The following is a 20,241-nucleotide window of genomic DNA, read 5'->3' as shown; positions in this document are numbered from 1 at the left end:
GAATAAAATATTAAGTTATAATAATCTATATAATAATTCAAGGATAGTTTTAATAATAATTATTTAATAGAAGGAGTGTATTATATGACAACGGAAAATTTAACAACAGATAATATAACAGAAGAAAATAACGAAGAAGTAACAATGAAAGACGTAATGGGCAGTATCGATGAATCTATGGTTCAAGTTAACAGTGAGGACAACGTTGAAATATGGGATAAATTGCAAGAAATTTTAGACCAAAATAAAACTTTAGAAATAACAATTAATGAAATAGTAAAAGGTGGAGCTACAGCTGAGGTAGAAGGAATTAGAGCATTTATACCTGCTTCACAAATGTCAAGTGCCTATATAGAAAATTTACAAGATTTCAAAGGAAAAACTATGGAAGTTAAAATAATCGAGTTAGAAAAAGAAAATAAGAAGTTAGTATTATCTAGAAAAGTTATAGAAAAAGAAGAAAACGAAGCTAAAGGAAATTTAGTATGGGATGAGCTTAAAAAAGGCGATATGAAAAAAGGCGTTGTAACAAGACTTGCTAAATTTGGTGCTTTTGTAGATTTAGGTGGCGTTGATGGACTTATTCACATTTCAGAATTATCATGGAAAAGAGTTCAAGATCCAGCAGAGGTAGTATCAGTTGGACAGGAATTAGAAGTTCGTATTTTAGACCTTGATAGAGAAAAAGGAAGAATATCTCTAGGACTTAAAGCAGCAGCAGGAAACCCTTGGAATAATATATCAAGCACATATAAAACTAATGATATAGTAGAGGGAACTGTAGTAAGAATAATGGAGTTTGGTGCTTTTGTTCAATTACCTTCAGGTATAGATGGACTTGTTCATTTATCAGAAATATCAGAAGATCGTATAGAAAAGGTTTCTGATGTATTAAAAGTTGGAGATGTTGTAAAAGTTAAAATTGGTGATATAAATGAAAAAGATAAGAGAATAAGCTTAAGCATAAAAGAAGCATTAGATAAAAGTTATGGCGATCTTTCAAAATATAATGGGGAAGAGCAAGGCTTAACTTTAGGAGATATATTAAAAGATAAATTTAAGGATTTTAAATTCGAATAAAAACTATATATTCTAGTAAAACTATGAGGCAAAACAATTGTTAATTGTTTTGCCTCATAGTATTTAAGTAGGGTAAAATTTTACTTAACCCTTATTTAAAATAGCACTTATAATATAAATAGAATTGTTTAATTCACTATGAGGAGTCGGTTTTACTTCAACCGCGTATCCTAGCTCAATTGCTGAATTATATAAATGACTAAGTCCTATACCCATATCTATATGGTTCATGTCTTTAAGCATTTTCTTCATTAAAATATTTCTGTTTTCTAAATATAAGTCAAATTTATTATCTTCAATATATAATTTCCAAGGCTGAGAATTAGCGGCAGAGGGAGCATCTATAAATGATTGTATTATAGGCTCATATTGGTTTTCATAAACGCCGTTAACTACTTTGTTTTTATCTAATCTCTTTCTAGTTGTCACTGGTTTTAATTCTTCAACTGGGTATCCAAAGGCAACTAAAATTATATATGTTTGTTTATCCTGTACTTTGACTATATTCTTGAAAATTTCCTGCTTAATTGCACTGCCTACCCAACAAGTTCCAATTCCGAGCTGTGTTAGTTTAAGAACTATTTCCTCACCCATGAAGCCTATATTCTCCAAATGACCTTCCACAATTTCAGAAGTAAAGGCTAAATAATGAGGAGCTTTAACTTTTGTATATTTATCCATAAGGCCCTTAAAAGTAGCCTTGATTTTTTCACCATCTTCAATTAGTAATACTTCCATAGGTATATTGTTAAATAAGGGTTCAGCATCATTTATAATAGTTTTAATCTTATGCAAATCTTCTGCGGAAACACTTTCCTCTTTATAATTTCTTATTGATTTTCTTGATTTTATAGCTTCTATCATAATAATTGCCTCCATTTAATTTTTATTTTAGACTAATATAGGATAATATGTGATTAAAATTCAAGGTCTATATTCTCCTGGCTCAGAGTTTATGCGGTCAAATATAATAATGCTGCTAACAAGAAATAGTATACAACGAAGTGGGAATAATTTGCAATAATCTCTTGGTATTATTGATAAATAATTATAGAAATATTTTTCATAAATAATTAGATATTTGGTAAAACTGTATAGGAAGATACTTTACTTTATTTTTAATCTATTTACATTGTTGGGGTATCTAAAATAAGAGCACATGTTTTATGTGTTTAATTAAGAGAGGTAGTGTAATTATGAATAAAAGAGAAAACTCAGCTCATATGATTAGTAGAGTAGTTAAGGACAATAGTGGAGAAATAACAGCTTATGAATTTGAAAATGGAGATATAGTTTCAAAAGAACAAGCAGTCATTTTGGCTAAGCAAGGGAATATCGGTGGAGTTTCTATATCAACTTCAAAAAAAGGTGAAGATTTCTTAAGAAGTTTACCTGATGGAGATAAAGCAAATAATTTAGATAGTTTACCAGTTATAGACGATAACGAAATATATTAAGAGACAGGGGCATTAATTTGTCCCTGTTTTTTTAACTTAGTGGGTAAGTTTAGTGGGGACGGTTAACAAATAATGAACCTTTTAATATTAATGTTTTAAGATTATTGGTTCAGTGTTGTTTCAATGGGGACGGTTAATAAGTAATAAAACTAATGCAACTAATGAACACTCGTTAAGGTTTATGTGTTAAAATTATGGGATAGACTTAGATCAGAACAGGGGGAATACAAATGAAAATTCTAAAAAATACTTTGCAGTCTATTGAACCAGCAAACAAGGAAGCTATGAAAAAGGCCTGGGATAGACTTGATAGTTTAACAAAACCTATAGGAAGTCTTGGCGAAATAGAAAATATTATAGCGAAGATGGCAGGCATTACTGGAGAGATACATAATGTGATTAATAAAAAGAATGTGGTTATAATGTGCAGTGATAATGGAGTTGTAGAAGAGGGCGTGTCTAATTGCCCTAAAAGTGTAACGGCTACAGTTACTAATAATTTTACTAAAAAAATTACCGGTGTATATGTTTTATCAAAATTTGTTGGGAGTGATATTACAGTTGTAGATGTAGGGGTTGATGCGGATTTTGATAATCCTAAAATTATAAATAGAAAAATTGCATACGGCACCATGAATATGATGAAAGGGCCCGCGATGACTAGGCAGCAAACTATTAAAGCTATAGAAGTTGGTATAGAAACAATTGACGATTTGGCGCGTAAAGGCTACGATTTGTTTGGAACAGGGGAAATGGGTGTAGGAAATACTGCCACAAGTGCAGCAATTCTAAGTGTTTTATCAGGTCTGGAAGTAGAGATGTCAGTAGGTAAAGGCTCGGGAATTACTGAGGAGCAATTTATTAATAAAAAAAGAGTAGTTAAAAAGGCTATTGAAATAAATAAACCAGATAAAAATGATATTATTGATGTACTTTCAAAAGTTGGAGGCTTCGATATTGCAGGACTATGTGGTTGCTTTCTATCAGCAGCTAAAAATAGAGTGCCTATTGTTATTGATGGTTTTATAGCGTCCGCCGCAGCTCTGTGTGCTTATAAATTAAATCCCTTAGTGAAGGAATATATATTTGCATCTCACTTATCTGCGGAACCGGGAGCAGCGTTTATAATGAAGGAAATAGGACTTGCACCTATGCTAAATTTGAATATGAGACTGGGAGAAGGCTCAGGGTGTCCTCTTGCTTTTAATATAATTGAGGCGGCACTATTCACAATGGATAATATGGGAACATTTGAAGAGGCAACCTTAGATAGCAAAAAGTACATAGATATAAGGGATAATACCGTAGGGTAAGATTTAGGAGAGAAATTATGAATATTTATTTGCTAAGGCATGGTCAGACTGAAGAAAATAGAAGAGGTTCTTATTATGGTAATTTGGATATAAGCCTAAATGAAATTGGGATAAGCCAAGGCAATAAAGCTAATGCTTTCTTTAATGATATAAAACTAGATAGAGTATATGTTAGTGATAAAAAAAGAACCAGAGAAATGGCAAATCTAGTTTTAGGACAAGTGGAAATTCAGGTTATACAGGATAATAGGATAAATGAGACTAATTTTGGAGATTTTGAAGGTAAAACCTATGAGGAAATTAAGACGCGTTATCCTAAGGAATGTGTTTCTTGGCAAAATAATTGGATGGAATTTGTGCCTCCTAGCGGTGAAAGCTATATTGAGCTATGTGAAAGAGTTAAGGGTTTTATGGAGGATATTAAAAAGTTGGAATGTGATAATATTTTGATTTGCACTCATTCTGGAGTCATAAGAGCTATATATTGTTATGTTATGAACGAGAACATAGATTTGTTTTGGAAATTTGGTTGTAAAAATGGTGACATAAGCGTTATAAAATATGAATATGGTAATTTATATATTGATGCCATTAATCATAATGCATAACACATAACGCAAAATGCATAATTAGGAAAGAGGTGGAGTTTGCAAGGGTAAGTCTTTGCAAGCAAATGATATGAAAGAATATTTAAATGATTTTTTACTGTTTTTTCAGTTTTTTACACGTATACCTATAAATAAAAATTTGAAGTGTGAAAAAGAAAACTTTAGGCGCGGGTCTATATTTTTTCCCGTAGTAGGATTATTTATTGGGGTTGTCCAGTGGTTAGTTTATTATTTATTAATAAAAGTGTTGCCTATAAATATTACAGCTGTGTTTGTAGTTATTATACCAATAGTTATTACTGGTGGATTACATGTAGATGGACTTGGGGATACCTGTGATGGTTTCTTTTCCTTAAAAGGTGATAAAGACAAAATAATAGAAGTTATGAAGGATAGTAGAGTAGGTACTTATGCCAGTATTGCTATAGTATTTGATATGTTAGTAAGGTATGCAGCGGTATTTAGTATAATAGAATTAAATTTACCACTTATACTAATTGCTACGCCAATCATTGCAAGATTTACTGTGGTGTTTATATCTTTTATCGGAAAAAATGCTAAAGAAAAGGGCTCAGGTAATATATTTATTGGTAATATAGATGTTAAAAGGATTGTTATTACAGGTATTACAACTATTATACTTGGGACTTTATTAATAGGGTTTAATAAAGGTGCTATATTAATAGTTTCAGGGCTCCTTTTAAGTTTCTTGTTTAATAAGTTTTGTGAAAGCAAAATCACGGGACTTACAGGAGATAGTTTAGGGGCCAATAACGAGTTAGTTGAAATTTTAATTATGATTTTGTTTGTAGCTATGAGTTAAGCAAGCCGGGGACGGTTAACAATCAATTAGGCAAGTTGGGGACGGTTAACAATCAATTAAACTATATTTGGTACAAGGTTTTTATGAAGCCTTGTACCAAATATAGTTTAATGATATTTTCAGTATTCATTTTCATCATTTTTATGGTATAGCATAGTAAGATATTATATTTTTAGACGCTTGTATTGAAATGACATTTAATAAATTCCTCAATGATATCCTCGTATTTTTTGTCAGTACCAATTAAATCTATACCAATAGTGCTTAATTTTGAGACCCTAGCCGGTGTAATGTTTCCAAGCACCCTGGATATATCGCTTGATTTAAAATTGCAGATACTCCTCATTAAAACAACTGTTAATGCTCTTGCTTCTACAAGCTTTCTACTGTACTTCATATGAAGTTGAAGCTTTGATATATTCATTTTATTTGCTATAAATTCCATTATTTCTTCAGACTTAAAATTTCTTACAAGTATTTTCCGTTCACTGCTATACTTTGTCTTTTCAACTTTAAATTCAAATTCTTCTTTTAATTTTTCGTTGGTGCATCCAAAAACAAGGCTATAATAATGTTTCCTTGCGGATTCAAGGTTATTGCCAAAAAAGCTAATGATAAATCCGTAATCAACTATATTGAAATGATCGCGCGTTTTTCCTACATAAATTCCTAAACTCGAAAAGGCATATTTTTCAGGGCAATCTTTAAATTTACTTATATCTGTAGGATTATTATGTATATATAGGGATACAGTCCTCAAATATCTATCATTATCAACTATTATGCTTTTGAACCTGTCTTTAAAAAGGTGGCCATCACGTTTATACTTCTTATTAAAGTACATCGCATAAGAAAAATTTATTCCATGCATGACTCTGGATATATCTGCACCATTAGCATCGACCAATAGATGTGAATGGTTATCCATAAGACAGTACCCGTAAATTTTAACATGATAGAGATCTTTATATTTCTTTACAAGGGATAAATACTTTTTCTTATCCTCATCATCCCTGAATAAATCTACTTCACTGATACTTTTACACATAATATGATATATAGCGTCATCTGATTTTAATCTTGCCTTTCTTGCCATAAAAATCACCACTCCAAACAATTTTTTTTATATTATTGCCTTTATCTGGTGAAAATAAACATAGTTTAAAAAGTTGTTAACCGTCCCCAAAGATTTTCTTAACCGTCCCCAAAGATTTTCAAGGATTTATTGATAACTGAAGCACGCACACTCGTGACTTCAGTCGTGAGTTAGTGGTTCTTTACGATAGTAAAAATATTTTCACAATTTACAAATAGAATATAAGTTCGAATTATTTTTGCTATAATAAATGCATATGTAGGACATAATAATGGTAGAAAGCGAGGTGAATATTCATTGGCAAAAAAAACAACTCCTAATTATGTTTTAACTCTTAGTTTAGATACAAATAATAGAGAGGAGATAATCTTAAATAAAAGATTTGAAATATGTAGAAAACTTTACAATGCTATTTTAGGACTAGGGTTAAAGAAATTTAATGCTTTAAGCGAATTAAAGGTATACAAAAAACTAAGAAAAGAATTAGTAGAAATCAATAAATTATATTTTAAAGATGAAGAGAGTAAAAAATCTAAAATAAATGATGAACTAAGAAAAGAAAAATACAAAGAGTTAACTGATTTATTAGGAGAATATGGCATTAATGAATATTCACTTATAAATAAAATGACACCAATGTATAAACCGTTTAATAAAAATATAGATAATAAATCTGCTCAAGCATTAGCAAGTAGGGCGTGGAAAGCTTTAGAAAAATTAATATTTAAGGATGCGCAAAAGGTTAATTTTATTAGATATGATGAATTAAAAAGTGTTGAAGGTAAATGGAATAAAAGTGGGATAACTTATAGAGACGGAATTATTAAATGGAACGGATTAAAGATTCCAGTAATTATAAAATCTAATGATTTTTATGCTCAAAAAGCTATTCAAGATAAAATTAAATATTGTAGATTATTGGGAAAATTTGCTAATGGTAAGTATAAGTACTATGTGCAATTAATAATGGAAGGTATACCACCAGTAAAGTATAATAAAGAAACTGGTGATATAAAAAGAAGTGTTGGACGTGGTAATGTTGGAATAGATATAGGAACTCAAACAATTGCAATATCTAGTAAGTATGATGTTAAATTATTAGAATTATGTCCTGAAATTAATAATATTCAGGGTATAAAAACTAAATTGTCAAGAAAATTAGATAGACAAAGACGTGTTAATAATCCTAATAATTATAATAATGATGGAACTATCAAATTTGGTATTATGATTAATAAAAAGAAAGAGAAATTAACATGGGTTAAGTCTAATAAATATATTAGAACTCAAATGGAATTAAGTGATATTCAGAGGAAACAAACTGATATTAGAAAACAATCTCATGAAAAGTTAGCAAATTATATAATTTCATTAGGTGATAGAATCCTAGTTGAAACAATGAGTTATAAAGGATTGCAAAAAAGAAGTAAAAAAAACACAATTAATGCGAGGACTGGTAAGTTTAATAAGAAAAAAAGATTTGGGAAGTCTTTAGAAAATAAGGCACCTTCTAAATTAATAGAGATAATTAATAGAAAACTTAAATATAATGAACTGGAAATATTAAAAATAAATACACATAAAGTGAAGGCCAGTATGTATAATCATTTTACTGATGAATACATAAAAAAAGAATTGAAGGATAGATGGGATGTTTCTACTGGAATTCAAAGAGACTGTTACTCTGCATTTTTAATAATGAATGTCAGCAATGATTTAGAAAGCATTAATAGGAAATTATGTTTTGGGAGTTATGATAATTTCAAGCAATTACATGATAGAGAAATAAATAGACTTAGAACATTAAAAGAAAGTGGTAATAAATTAATAGCCAGTATGGGTGTATAAATATAAATAAATATGGTTTTGAACCGAGCCATTATGCTATCGTTAATGGGCTAAATGTAGTCTTTGGTAGTAAAAGTCTTATTATAATTAGATGAGTCATAATATATTGTAAGATATAGAAGAAATACAATTCCTATAAATGAGAGTATTATGGAAGTTTAAAGAGATAAGAACCACGTGACTTCAGTCATGTGAGATTCAGATTGACAGTATGGCTTAATTATAATAAACTATAGCTAAAATAGAATAGAATTTTAGGTGCCTTTTAATAGGTGAAAAGGGAATGCGGTTTAAATCCGCAGCAGCCCCCGCTACTGTAATTGAGGATAACTCTTCAAAAGCCAGGAGACCTGCCTAAATGATGTTAACAAAGATTTCGGAGGGAAATAGCTTTTTAATATAGTTAATTTAAATATGGATTAATTAAAAAGTAGTCGCTATCTTAAGCTTACTACTTTTTTTGTGCTTTAAAAATATAGTAGATAAAGGGAGCCCGGGGACTTCTGAAAAGTTAGAAGGGAAGGTATTTAATGATACATGGTGGAGATGTTTATACTGATGGATTACTTAAGGGACGAGAGTTAGTAGATTATAGTTCTAATATAAATCCATTAGGGGTTCCTAAAAGCTTCATTGATAACATTAATGAAGCAGTAATTGCTTTGACGAGATATCCAGATATTCAATATAGGGGTGTTTTAAAAGGTTTGAAAGAATACATTGATTGCAGCTCAGAGTATTTTGTTTTAGGTAATGGAGCTGCAGAAATAATTGACTTAGTCATAGCTTGTCATAAAAGTTTACTGATTGTTGTGCCATCTTTTGTAGAGTATGAAATTGATGCTAAAAAATGGGGGTGTGATATAGAGTATTCATACTTGAAAGAGGATCTTAATTACAAGGACACATTAAAGAATGAATATGCTCAACTTTCCTATGATTATGGAGATATTTTAAATAAATTACAAAAGGTAGAAGCCATGGTTTTAGGTAATCCCAATAATCCTAATGGCAATATCATTGATAGAGGAGAGTTTCAAAAAATTCTTGAATATTGTGAGAGTAATAATAAAGTTATAATAATAGATGAGGCTTTTATTGAATTTACGGGAGACTCGCAGGACAGTTTTGTAGAGGAGGTTAAAAAGTACAAGTGCCTATTTATAATAAGAGCTTTAACCAAATTTTTTGCAATGCCCGGTATAAGGTTTGGGTATGGAATAAGTAGTAATGCCGCTTTAATAAAAAATATTAAAGAGAAACAAAACCCTTGGAACATAAATTGCTTTGCAGAAGTTGCAGCACATCATGTATTAAAGGATAGTGAATACATTGAAAGAAGCAAAGAGTGGATAAGAGATGAAAGACCTAGGTTCCTAAAAGCATTGAAAAGTATTTGTTTTATAGAAAAAGTATTTTTAACCCATGGAAATTATGTGCTTTGCAAGTTAAAAGGACTAGCCTTTGAAAGTGGACTAGACTCAGAGGAGTTATATAAGATTTGCCTAGAGCAAGGCTTTGTCATAAGAAAAGCAGATAACTTTAGAGGGCTTGATAAACAGTATATAAGGCTGGCTATTAAGGATAGGCGTAGTAATGAAAAACTGATAGCAATGCTAGAAAGTTTAAGAAATAAAGTTTAATTAAGTAGGGACAGGTAACATTTACTGCTGCTGAAACACGGGGACAGGTAACAATTATTTGAACTAAAGGATGTGGGTAGTAAAAATGAAGAGTATAGTTATAGCTTCAAATTGCAGTGGTGGAGGTAAAACCACAGTGACGCTGGGAATTATGAAAGCACTAAAAAATAGAGGATTTAAGGTACAAGGATATAAAGTAGGGCCTGATTATATAGACCCAGCTTTTCATACAAAGATAACGGGTAGTGCTTCGAGAAATTTAGATTTATATCTTATGGGTGATGCGGGAGTTAAGGCTAGCTTTTCTAGAGGAGAGGGGGACTTAGGTGTAGTTGAAGGCGTTATGGGTTTGTATGATGGAAAAGGTATAGATACATCCTATTCTACTTATCACATATCAAAGGTTTTAGACTTGCCTATTATACTTGTATTGTCACCAAAGGCTCAGGTAGCAACTCTTTGCGCAGAAATAAATGGAATAGTGAATTTTAAAGCTGCTAATATAAAGGGCGTAATACTAAACAATATAACAGAAGGTTATTTTAATTTACTTAAAGCTGCTATTAATGAAAACTGTAATTTGAAGGTATTAGGTTATCTTCCGAGAGATGAGAGATTAGACTTAAAAAGTAGGCATTTAGGGTTAATTCAAAGCAGTGAAGTAGAGGATTTAGAAGAAAAAATTGAAATATGTGCCCAGTTATTAGAAAAGCATTTGGATATGGATTTATTGTTAGATGGATTTAAAGAAAGTGAAAAGTATGTAGATAATTTTCATGTGGAGAATAAGGGAAAAAAAATAGCTGTGGCCTATGATAAAGCCTTTAGTTTTTATTATAAAGAAAATTTAGAGCTTTTAGAGGAACTGGGAGAAGTAATATACTTTAGTCCACTTGAGGATAGATCGCTGCCAAGTAATATTGATTTCCTTTATATAGGCGGAGGATACCCTGAGGTATTTATAAAGGAGTTGTCCCAAAACACATCTATGCTGGATAGTATAAAAAGAGCGCTCAACAATGGACTACGTTGTTATGCGGAATGTGGAGGATTAATGTACCTCACGCAGGGAGAAAAACCTCAAGGAGAAAATCTCAGAGAGGAAGAACAAATATCACATAATTCAGTTGGCTTTTTTAATGGATATTATACCTTAACAAAAACACTTCAGAATTTTGGATATGCAGAAATCAAGGTAGAGGTAGAAAATAATATTCTATCCAAAAACATGAGTATAAACTGTCATGAGTTTCATAAATCCATTGTTGAGCTCGAGGAAGAAAAGGTATTTAAACTTTCTAAACAGGTATATGATGGAAACCTGAAGAATTGGAAATGTGGATATATTCTAAAAAACACTATAGCAGCATATGGACATGTACACTTTTTTGGAAATTTACAATGGTTTAGGGAGATATCTAAATAGTGGCAGTAGTGAATTAATTATAGTTTCACAAGAAGTTGAATAGGAATACTTAAATTAGTTGTTAACTGTCCCCAACACTTATTCCTTTTATTCAAATTGTTTGGTACAATACCTTAGAAGATAATAATTAGAGCTAGTATAACAGGCAGAGGGAGATTGAACAAATGAAGATTAGTTTTTGTAAGCACAATGAAGGAATAGAAGAGGTTATTGAAGCCGTTAGAAATCAGTACCCAGAATGTACAGTTAGTATAAATAAATGTATAGGGGCCTGTGATAAATGCGGAAATACTTTAATTGCTAGGATAAACGGGAAATTAATTGAGGCAGAAGATTGTGAAGATTTATTAGATATTATAGGAGAGTATATGGAGTTAGAATAGGATTTTCTTTTAATAACCCACTTTAGAGTTATAGATGCTAAAGTGGGTTATTTTTATGTGCTATTTGTAGATTTAACTGGCGCATAAAATTTGCGTATATAGTTGAATTAATTGTTAACCGTCCCCACCTCTCTCTCGCTCCCACCCACCCACAAACCATAAGAAAATCTTTTTTCATATGTATCACTATTGATACATATAATCAATAGTGATATAATGACAATATAATGCGATATAGGAGGAGTTAATTTGAATAAAATAGCTTTGATTACAGACACTACAAGTGATTTAAGTAGAGAAGTCATAGAGAAATATAATATTAATGTATTACCCTTTAGGATTATCTATTCTGATAGAGAATATTTAGATAATGTAGATATTACATCACAAGAGGTTTATAGAAATATGGAAAAAGAAGTACCTACATCCTCATTGCCATCAATGAAGGACATGGAGGAGCTATTTTTAAAATTAGAAGAAGATGGATACACGCATGCTATAACAATAACACTATCCACTGGGTTATCAGGGATATTTAATGCTATAAAACTTACAAGTGAAAATCATCCGAGTATTATTACTCACTTATGTGATTCACAATCCATTGCCCTTGGTGAAGGATTAATAGTAACAGAATGTGGAAGGCTTATAGAAGAAGGAAAGAGCTTTGAAGAAGTTGTTGAAGCTATCCCATCTATTAAAAAGAGAATTCATCTATATTTTGTAGTAGGTACTTTAGAGTATTTAAAAAGAGGTGGAAGAATAGGAAAAGTTTCAGGAACTATAGCAGAGCTTTTGAACATCAAACCTATAATAGCCATTGATACTGATGGTAAGTATATTACCTGTGAAAAGGTAAGAGGTAGAAAGCAATCTCTTAATAAGCTTGTTGAACTTACAAATAATATTTTGGATAAAAAAAGATGTAAAGTTTATATAGTTCACGGTGAGGCAGAAGAAGAGTCTAAAAAAGTAATGGAGAGTATACGTCCTCATCCAAACGTTATTTCTATAGAATTTGCTGGATATATAAGCCCTGTATCAGGAGTTCATAGTGGACCAGGTTTAGTAGGAATGGTATGTATAGAGGAACCTTAAATATAGATGGCTAATATAGAGATTAAAGAAAGTGAGATAAACATTAGGGCTGAAGAAAAAAGACTTTATGAAGAATATAAGAAAAAACTTTTAGAACTTCGAAAAGTTCAAAAGGAAAAAGAAGCGGTGGGGCAAGTATTCACAAAAGGATTACTACCACTGTACGTATTATTTATTCTAAGTTTAGGCGAGACTAATGGAAATGATATATCTCATAAAATTGGCGAAAGAACAAAGAATCTTTGGGTTCCAAGTACAGGCGGAATATATCCTCTTTTAAAAAGATTAGAAAAGGAAAAATTGGTGGTTGGTGAATGGAGTAGCGCGAAGAAAGCACAGAAAATTTATAAAATCACCGAGGTCGGTAAAGGGGAATTAGAAAATAAAAAATACCTATTGCAAGATAAGATTGAAGAAGCTTTGGAGGTATTTAAGATAATTTATAGTGATTTATATAAATAACATATTATAAAATAAAGAGCTGCAGGTGAATTTAGCTTGCAGCTCTTTTGTTCTTTTATATATAATATTACTTGAATTCATTTTATTTGAAATATCTGGTTAATGACTAAATCTCTATTTGAAGATATTGGAAACGAGGTGAAAAATCTATGTTCATATTTCTCCGGCATCCAATAAGATGACATTGTATAATTTTTTAGAAATTCTATAATTATTTTCTATTAACCTATCTAAATATGGTTTTAACGTTAAAATTGCACCAGATAATTTAGCGAATTTCAAAATACCTAAAAGTCCTGTAGGTTCTAACATTAAAGCTTCTGCTAAACTTCTTGCTGATTTCTCATCAATTAATAAGTAATCTAAATTTAGTTCTTTAGCTCCTGCTATTACTTCTAATTCACCTCTATGTAATTTCCCCATAAACCTATTTACAAATAATTCGTCTTTTACATGATAAATTTTAATGAACCCTTTTTCTATGGCATCATGTAATTCTTCTGTTCCAATTCTTTTATTCTTTTGACTTTTAACAACCTCATTATAAACTGCTTCTGGAATAAGTACTTCTTCAAAAATAACCCAGAGTAAATCTAATTTACCTATTCCAGATAAACCAATAATAGGACTGGAATTACATATTACAGTGCTTAATTTCTTTATGTCCATCTAGTGACCTATCTCCTTTAACATCTTTTTTATAACTAAATCGTCTTGTTTTTTATGCTCATCAGTATATTCTCCCCAAGGGACTCCTTGTTCTTGAAGTACATCCATAAAATCTAAAAGTAATAAACCCGAAAGTTCAGCTGCTTTTTCTAATGTTACTGTCTTATTGATAAATAAATTTAGCGCAAGAGCTAGCCTAACCTTTTGGTCTATAGACTCACCAGAAATTTTATCTAAAAAAGGAATAAGCTCTTCTGGTAAAGTTACTTCAAACGTAGTTGGTTGTGTATTCACATTAACACCTCACTTTAAATCACTATTATTATATATTATATCATCTTTCTTATTTTTTAAAACAAAAATAAAACTCACACTATTATTTATAAAGTAAGAAGGAATTAAAAGAAAAATATAGAAGATATTACATATGAAATTTAATTAGAGTGTCTAAACATAATGTCATCGTTTAGGCGAGACTAGGTTGGTGAATGGAGTAGCGCGAAGAAAGCACAGAAAATTTATAAAATCACCGAGGTCGGTAAAGGGCAATTAGAAAATAAAAAATACCTATTGCAAGATAAGATTGAAGAAGCTTTGGAGGTATTTAAGATAATTTATAGTGATTTATATAAATAACATATTATAAAATAAAGAGCAGCAGGTGAATTTAGCTTGCAGCTCTTTTGTATGTTATAATTACTTTACTTGAAAATTAAAATAATGGCGGTGATTTAGAATGGATAATGAAACAAAGAAAATGTTCGAAATGTTGATGAAGAAATTAGATGCTATAGAAGAAAGCCAAAATGGTATGAAAGAAAGCCAAAATAGTATGAAAGAAAGCCAAAAGAATATGGAAATAAGGCAGGATGAAATATTTTCTGTTGTAAAGGCTATTGAGCACAGTAATACTATTATACATAAAGCAGAGATTGATAATATTACTTATAAAATTGCACATACAGAGGGAATAATTAATAAGATAGGCAATGTAATTAATGAAAGCAGAGCCGTAAAATAAATTCTATTTGCAAGGCGAAAATGCTACACTTGATCCGGACTTAGTATATGTAAAGTTTGGGTTGAAAAGCGGGATAAATAGGAAAACAATAAAAACAAAAAAACTTGGCGATAGCCATTAAGTGAAAACTACCGAAAATATTTCGGTAGTTTTCTGTACGTCCAGCATTTGTGCTTTGAAAAAAATCTTTCAAAAACATTAAAAATAAGAAGGAATTAAAAGATAAATATAGAAGATATTACATATGAAATTTAATTAGAGTGTCTAAACATAATGTCATCCTAGTCAACGGTGCCATCCAAGTGCAAGTGGCAAGTGTAAACTTGCCACTTGCCACGTGGATGGCACCAGCCCGGGAGAACCAATCATGGCACCAGTCTAGAAGAGGGGGAAAACATGAAAAAAATCAGAGAGCTTTTTAAATACACCTACGATTATAGAAAAAGGTATTTATTTGGAATTGTATTTTTAATAATAGTTGATATATGTCAGCTAATACCACCGAAATTAATAGGAGTTATAACAGACAATATTTCAAATGGTACAGCAAGTAAAGGTTTACTATTAAAATTCATATTACTTATAGTTTTGGTTGCAGCTCTTATGGCAATAGGTAGATATGTGTGGAGAATTTTCATTGTGGGTAGTTCAAGATATGTGGAATACGATATAAGAAACAAATTTTTCACCCATTTGCAAAGTTTGTCTACTAACTTTTATGATGATAATAAGACAGGAGATCTAATGGCGCTAGCCACTAATGACCTTAATGCGGTGAGAATGGCTCTAGGGCAGGGTGTAATTATGATCATAGATGCCATAGTTCTAACTATAGCAACTATTGTCATTATGCTTAGCATAAATGTACGGCTTACGCTATTATCTCTTTTGCCACTTCCTTTTGTAAGTATAGTATCACTTAAATTTGGTAAGGTAATGCACAGAAAATTCACGGTAGTTCAAGAAGCCTTCTCAAAGCTTACGGATATGGTTCAAGAAAACTTCTCAGGCATTAGAATTATTAAATCCTTTGTACAAGAAGAAAGTGAGTTTCAAAAGTTTGATGTAGAAAACACTAATAATTTTAAAGCTAATATGTCCCTTATTAGAATATGGGGATTATTCTCACCGTTAGTTGAATTTATTGCATCTCTGGGACTTGTATTATTAGTGGCCCTAGGCGGAGTATATGTAATTTACGGAAACATATCACTAGGGGAGTTTATAGCTTTTAATATGTATCTTGCCAATCTAATTTGGCCAATGATGGCTATAGGTTGGGTAATTAATCTTATTCAAAGAGGGTTTGCGTCGCTAGAGCGAATAGAAAAAATTCTAAAAGAAAAACCTGAAATTTTTGATGTGAACACTAATCCGACAGCAACACTTAAAGGCGATATTGTTATAAGTAATCTTAGCTTTAAGTATAAAACTATGGAAAAGCCAGCCTTAACTAATATTAGTTTAACTGTAAAGTCAGGACAAACATTAGGGATAGTAGGCCGCACAGGTAGTAGTAAAACCACCTTGGTGGAATTACTCCTAAGGCTTTATAACGTAGAAGATGGTAAAATTTTTATAAATAATGAAGATATAAATAGGATTCCATTAAATACATTAAGAGAAAATATAGGTTTTGTATCTCAAGACTCCTTCTTATTTTCTAATATAATATCAGAGAATATAAATTTAGCCTTTGAGGAATTAGATATGGATAAAATAACTCAAAGCACTAAAGACGCAGACATTTATGACAATATAATGGATTTCCCTATGGGCTTTGAAACCATTGTTGGAGAAAGGGGAGTAACCTTATCCGGAGGACAGAAACAAAGGACCTCTATAGCAAGGGCTCTTATTAAAAATCCAGACATATTGATTTTAGATGATTGCTTATCTGCAGTAGATGCTAAAACGGAGGTTAAAATACTTCAAAACCTAAAAAGAATAATGAAGGAAAAAACCTCTATTATAATATCTCACAGAATTTCAGCAGTGAAGGATGCAGATACAATAATAGTGATGGAAGAGGGAGAAATAATTCAAAGAGGAACTCACGCAGAGCTTACACACGAAGTTGGTATATACAAAGATATTTATGAAAAACAGCTTATAGAACAGCAAATACAATCGGTGGAGGAGGTGGAAGCTAATGGAAAACTATAATAATGAGGAAGAGAATATTACTAAGGAATATGATTCAAAGCTTATGAGGCGCCTTCTAAAATTTGCAAAACCATACAAGTGGTACATAATACTCGTGATATTTATAATGTTAATAGTAACAGCTATGGATTTAGCTCGCCCCTACCTCATAAAGAATGCTATAGATAATAATCTAATGGGTTACAATAAAGTCTACACCATTGTGTCAAAGCCTCTGAAGAATAGTATCCCTCTGGGCGATAAGTATGTAGTTCAAGGATATTATAGAGTTGGTGAACCCTCCTCTATGGTATATCATAATAACAGTTACTATATAATCCATGCAAAAGTACAAGAAAACACTGAATTTAGTATAAAAGTTGATAGGTTTACGCAAGGAGGCGCTTCCTATAAGGCAGATATTATAAAGCCTGCGGATTTGAAAATACTAAGAAAAACGGATGCCCAGGAGGTTATAAAAACTGCAGTATATATTGTAATAATAGCTATTCTGATTTTTATACTTAATTATATTCAGACATACATATTGCAGTATACGGGGCAAAAGATTGTGTTTAGCATTAGGGAAGCGGTATTTAAGCAGGTAGAGGGCTTATCATTATCCTTCTTTGATAAAAACCCAGTGGGGCGCCTTGTGACTAGGGTAACAAATGATGTGGAAACGCTAAATGAAATGTACACAGCAGTCCTTGTTAATTTATTTAAGGATTTGTTTATGCTAGTGGGAATAGTTATAGCTATGTTCATACTAGATGTCAAGTTAGCACTAATTACTGTAGGGGCACTACCCTTTGTGATATTCACGGCTTACCTGTTCAAAAAATATGACAGGGAAGCTTATAGAAAAGTAAGAGCAAGACTTGCAAGAATAAATTCATCCATATCAGAAAATATATCTGGTATGAAAACTGTTCAGGTCTTTGGAAAAGAAGAGAAAAAGTATAAGGAATTTGCAGAGGTAAATAAAGCTTATAAGCAGGCTACCATGGATCAAATAAAAGTATTTGCAATCTTTAGGCCAACCATGGATTTGTTCTCCTCATTAACCTTAGCAGTACTTTTATGGTTTGGTGGAATAAGAGCAATTGATGGAAATATAAAACTAGGAGTGCTTTTCGTTTTCATAAGTTATTTAATGCAATTTTTCCAGCCTATATTTGACTTAACAGAAAAATACGATATACTCCAATCCTCCATGGCATCCTCAGAAAGAATTTTTATGCTTATGGATAATCAGGAAAAAATTAATAATATTAAAAATCCAGTGGAAGTGGATAGACTTAAAGGGAATATAGAGTTTAAAAATGTTTGGTTTGCATATAAGGATGAAGATTGGGTATTAAAGGATGTTAGTTTCAACATACAAATTGGTGAGAAAATAGCCTTTGTTGGAGCTACAGGTGCGGGAAAAACCTCTATTATAAACCTTATAACTAGGCTATATGATATTCAAAAGGGTGAAATATTGGTGGATGGACATAATATAAAGCATATGAGAAAAGAAGAGCTACGTGAGAACATAGCTACAGTGCTTCAGGATGTATTTCTCTTTGCGGGGGACATAAAAGGCAACGTACGTCTAAATAATCAAAACATTTCTGATGAGGATATAATAAAAGCTTGTAGATATGTGAATGCTGATAAGTTCATTGAAAGATTGCCCGAGAAATATTCTGCCCCTGTTAATGAAAGAGGTTCAACTTTTTCACAAGGTCAAAGGCAGCTAATAGCCTTTGCAAGAGCTATAGCTTTTGATCCACCCATATTAGTATTAGATGAAGCTACTTCTAATATAGATACTGAAACTGAAAGTTTAATTCAAGATGCTTTAAATAAGCTTACGATAAATCGTACTACAATTATTGTGGCCCATAGGTTATCTACTATTAAAAATGCAGATAAGATAATAGTGATGCATAAAGGTAGGATAAAGGAAATAGGAAACCACGCGGAATTAGTTGAAAAACAAGGCTTGTATAGCAATTTATATAAGCTACAGTATATGGAAGGGAAGAATTAGAGGGGAGAGAGAGGCACTGGCGTACCTAAATTAATATCTATGATGGTATTATGCGTTTATGAATGTGGTAAGACTAGAAATGAAGTTATAAGAATATATAGTAATTGGAGTGGAGATGTAAAAGTGAAGTAGGCTAACGCCTAAAAGAATTTTCAAATAAGTATAGCCTATATTAGAAGGAAAAAAACAAAAGCCCCTATAATACATTCATGTATTATAGGGGCTTTCTTAACTTTAAACATGCCACTTGCCACGTGGGTAGCACTAGGGAGGTTGTTAATAGGTGGATATTATAGAAATTACCACTTGTAATCTATTTCATCTCCAATGTTCCAAAGTTCAAATTCACTCATGTCAACATCATCGTTCCAACTAATACCATATCCTCCATTATCAATCTCGACCTGTTCAAATCGATTTTTATCTTTTATGTCAAAATAGAATTCTTCATTTAATTTTTGAAGCATATCTACTTCTTTTGTTATGCCGTCACTAAATAAGATTATAATGCTATATCTTTCTGAATTTGGTTTAATTTTAACTATTTTAGGACTATACATAACCTTCACCTCACTATTCGAGACCTTCTAATTTTTTAAATTGTTTTGTATCCCATATTAGCATAAGTTCATCTTGGTAACTTTCTGCCCACTCTTTTACTAATTTCAACGTCCTATTGGATAAATCTCCCTCTATCATTTCTAAAGTTTTTAGATCTATTAACCCTACATATTCGCCGTAAATCGCATGAAAATGAGGTGGCAAATGGTCATTTGGATACATCTTTATTACTATACCATAAAATCTTGTAATAACTGGCATTCAATCACCTTCCTATGTTAGATTATAAATTATTATAACTATAGTATACCATATTCATAAAAAAATCTCCGCATTAAGCAGAGATTTTTCTGTTTTCACAGAAAAATCTTACAGCGCTTCTTATTGCAAGTCACTGGGTCGAAAATTAATACTAATGCCATTCTTATAATCTAGAAGGCAGAGGGGATAGAGAGGCACTGGCGTACCTAATTTAATATCTATGATGGTAATATGCGTTTATGAATATGGTAAGACTAGAAATGAAGTTATAAGAATATATAGTAATTGGAGTGGAGATGTAAAAGT

At 31.4% G+C, this 20,241-nt stretch carries 20 protein-coding genes and 1 riboswitch; of the genes, 14 read left to right on the top strand and 6 right to left on the bottom strand.

The genetic code is table 11. From position 1 onward, the window contains the following. Positions 1 to 84 precede the first annotated feature (84 nt). The gene (gene rpsA / locus KPL50_RS08120) at positions 85 to 1,080 is read left to right on the top strand and encodes a 30S ribosomal protein S1 (protein ID WP_216297962.1); all 996 of its coding nucleotides are present in this window, start codon (positions 85 to 87) and stop codon (positions 1,078 to 1,080) included. 84 nt (positions 1,081 to 1,164) lie between these two features. On the opposite strand, the gene KPL50_RS08115 is transcribed toward rpsA, so the two are convergent. After that, positions 1,165 to 1,944, bottom strand: coding sequence for a nitroreductase family protein (locus tag KPL50_RS08115; RefSeq protein ID WP_216297961.1), 780 nt, complete (start codon positions 1,942 to 1,944; stop codon positions 1,165 to 1,167). Positions 1,945 to 2,276: 332 nt separating this feature from the next. Between KPL50_RS08115 and KPL50_RS08110 the strand changes: the two genes are divergently transcribed. From KPL50_RS08110 to cobS, 4 genes are all read left to right on the top strand, one after another. Next, entirely contained in the window at positions 2,277 to 2,537 is a 261-nt protein-coding gene (locus KPL50_RS08110) for a DUF3892 domain-containing protein (protein ID WP_253200516.1), read from the top strand. A gap of 230 nt (positions 2,538 to 2,767) precedes the next feature. Beyond that, the gene (gene cobT / locus KPL50_RS08105; protein WP_216297959.1) at positions 2,768 to 3,850 is read left to right on the top strand and encodes a nicotinate-nucleotide--dimethylbenzimidazole phosphoribosyltransferase; all 1,083 of its coding nucleotides are present in this window, start codon (positions 2,768 to 2,770) and stop codon (positions 3,848 to 3,850) included. Positions 3,851 to 3,867: 17 nt separating this feature from the next. Continuing rightward, positions 3,868 to 4,458, top strand: coding sequence for an alpha-ribazole phosphatase (gene cobC, locus KPL50_RS08100; RefSeq protein ID WP_216297958.1), 591 nt, complete (start codon positions 3,868 to 3,870; stop codon positions 4,456 to 4,458). Positions 4,459 to 4,528: 70 nt separating this feature from the next. Next, positions 4,529 to 5,281, top strand: coding sequence for an adenosylcobinamide-GDP ribazoletransferase (gene cobS, locus KPL50_RS08095; RefSeq protein ID WP_216297957.1), 753 nt, complete (start codon positions 4,529 to 4,531; stop codon positions 5,279 to 5,281). Positions 5,282 to 5,453: 172 nt separating this feature from the next. Here cobS and KPL50_RS08090 read toward each other — a convergent pair whose 3' ends face one another. Next, the gene (locus KPL50_RS08090; protein ID WP_216297956.1) at positions 5,454 to 6,377 is read right to left on the bottom strand and encodes a transposase; all 924 of its coding nucleotides are present in this window, start codon (positions 6,375 to 6,377) and stop codon (positions 5,454 to 5,456) included. Between the two features lie 297 nt (positions 6,378 to 6,674). Between KPL50_RS08090 and KPL50_RS08085 the strand changes: the two genes are divergently transcribed. From KPL50_RS08085 to KPL50_RS08060, 6 genes are all read left to right on the top strand, one after another. Beyond that, positions 6,675 to 8,225, top strand: a complete 1,551-nt coding sequence (locus KPL50_RS08085) for a transposase (protein WP_216297955.1) — start codon at positions 6,675 to 6,677, stop codon at positions 8,223 to 8,225. A 239-nt stretch (positions 8,226 to 8,464) separates the two neighbouring features. After that, positions 8,465 to 8,598: riboswitch (cobalamin riboswitch) on the top strand. Between the two features lie 157 nt (positions 8,599 to 8,755). Beyond that, positions 8,756 to 9,868, top strand: a complete 1,113-nt coding sequence (locus tag KPL50_RS08080; RefSeq protein ID WP_216297954.1) for a histidinol-phosphate transaminase — start codon at positions 8,756 to 8,758, stop codon at positions 9,866 to 9,868. Positions 9,869 to 9,953: 85 nt separating this feature from the next. Further along, complete coding sequence (locus KPL50_RS08075; protein WP_216297953.1) at positions 9,954 to 11,294, top strand: cobyrinate a,c-diamide synthase; 1,341 nt, start codon at positions 9,954 to 9,956, stop codon at positions 11,292 to 11,294. A 164-nt stretch (positions 11,295 to 11,458) separates the two neighbouring features. Continuing rightward, complete coding sequence (locus KPL50_RS08070) at positions 11,459 to 11,677, top strand: DUF1450 domain-containing protein (protein WP_216297952.1); 219 nt, start codon at positions 11,459 to 11,461, stop codon at positions 11,675 to 11,677. Positions 11,678 to 11,926: 249 nt separating this feature from the next. Then, a complete protein-coding gene (locus tag KPL50_RS08065; RefSeq protein ID WP_216297951.1) occupies positions 11,927 to 12,775 on the top strand; it encodes a DegV family protein in 849 nt (282 codons plus the stop codon). Positions 12,776 to 12,781: 6 nt separating this feature from the next. Beyond that, positions 12,782 to 13,237: a PadR family transcriptional regulator gene (locus KPL50_RS08060; RefSeq protein ID WP_216297950.1), complete on the top strand. Its 456-nt coding sequence runs from the start codon at positions 12,782 to 12,784 to the stop codon at positions 13,235 to 13,237. 153 nt (positions 13,238 to 13,390) lie between these two features. Here KPL50_RS08060 and KPL50_RS08055 read toward each other — a convergent pair whose 3' ends face one another. Both KPL50_RS08055 and KPL50_RS08050 read right to left on the bottom strand, forming a co-directional pair. Beyond that, positions 13,391 to 13,906 (bottom strand): DUF3368 domain-containing protein, encoded by a 516-nt coding sequence (locus KPL50_RS08055; RefSeq protein WP_216297949.1) that lies wholly within the window; start codon positions 13,904 to 13,906, stop codon positions 13,391 to 13,393. After that, on the bottom strand, positions 13,907 to 14,200 hold the full coding sequence (locus KPL50_RS08050) for a UPF0175 family protein (protein ID WP_216297948.1): 294 nt from the start codon (positions 14,198 to 14,200) through the stop codon (positions 13,907 to 13,909). 442 nt (positions 14,201 to 14,642) lie between these two features. On the opposite strand from KPL50_RS08050, the gene KPL50_RS08045 reads away from it, so the two are divergent. From KPL50_RS08045 to KPL50_RS08035, 3 genes are all read left to right on the top strand, one after another. Continuing rightward, on the top strand, positions 14,643 to 14,927 hold the full coding sequence (locus tag KPL50_RS08045; protein ID WP_216297947.1) for a M domain protein: 285 nt from the start codon (positions 14,643 to 14,645) through the stop codon (positions 14,925 to 14,927). Positions 14,928 to 15,323: 396 nt separating this feature from the next. Beyond that, complete coding sequence (locus KPL50_RS08040; protein ID WP_216297946.1) at positions 15,324 to 17,093, top strand: ABC transporter ATP-binding protein; 1,770 nt, start codon at positions 15,324 to 15,326, stop codon at positions 17,091 to 17,093. Beyond that, positions 17,080 to 19,113: an ABC transporter ATP-binding protein gene (locus KPL50_RS08035; RefSeq protein WP_216297945.1), complete on the top strand. Its 2,034-nt coding sequence runs from the start codon at positions 17,080 to 17,082 to the stop codon at positions 19,111 to 19,113. The genes KPL50_RS08040 and KPL50_RS08035 overlap by 14 nt, the downstream gene beginning before the upstream one ends. Positions 19,114 to 19,412: 299 nt before the next feature. Here KPL50_RS08035 and KPL50_RS08030 read toward each other — a convergent pair whose 3' ends face one another. Both KPL50_RS08030 and KPL50_RS08025 read right to left on the bottom strand, forming a co-directional pair. Beyond that, positions 19,413 to 19,673: a DUF2442 domain-containing protein gene (locus KPL50_RS08030; protein ID WP_216297944.1), complete on the bottom strand. Its 261-nt coding sequence runs from the start codon at positions 19,671 to 19,673 to the stop codon at positions 19,413 to 19,415. 13 nt (positions 19,674 to 19,686) lie between these two features. Further along, a complete protein-coding gene (locus KPL50_RS08025; protein ID WP_216297943.1) occupies positions 19,687 to 19,935 on the bottom strand; it encodes a DUF4160 domain-containing protein in 249 nt (82 codons plus the stop codon). Between the last annotated feature and the right edge of the window lie 306 nt (positions 19,936 to 20,241).

The sequence above is a fragment of the Clostridium sp. CF012 genome, from assembly GCF_018861755.1.
Lineage (GTDB): Bacteria > Bacillota > Clostridia > Clostridiales > Clostridiaceae > Clostridium_AD.
This window is presented reverse-complemented; position numbering and strand designations above follow the sequence as displayed.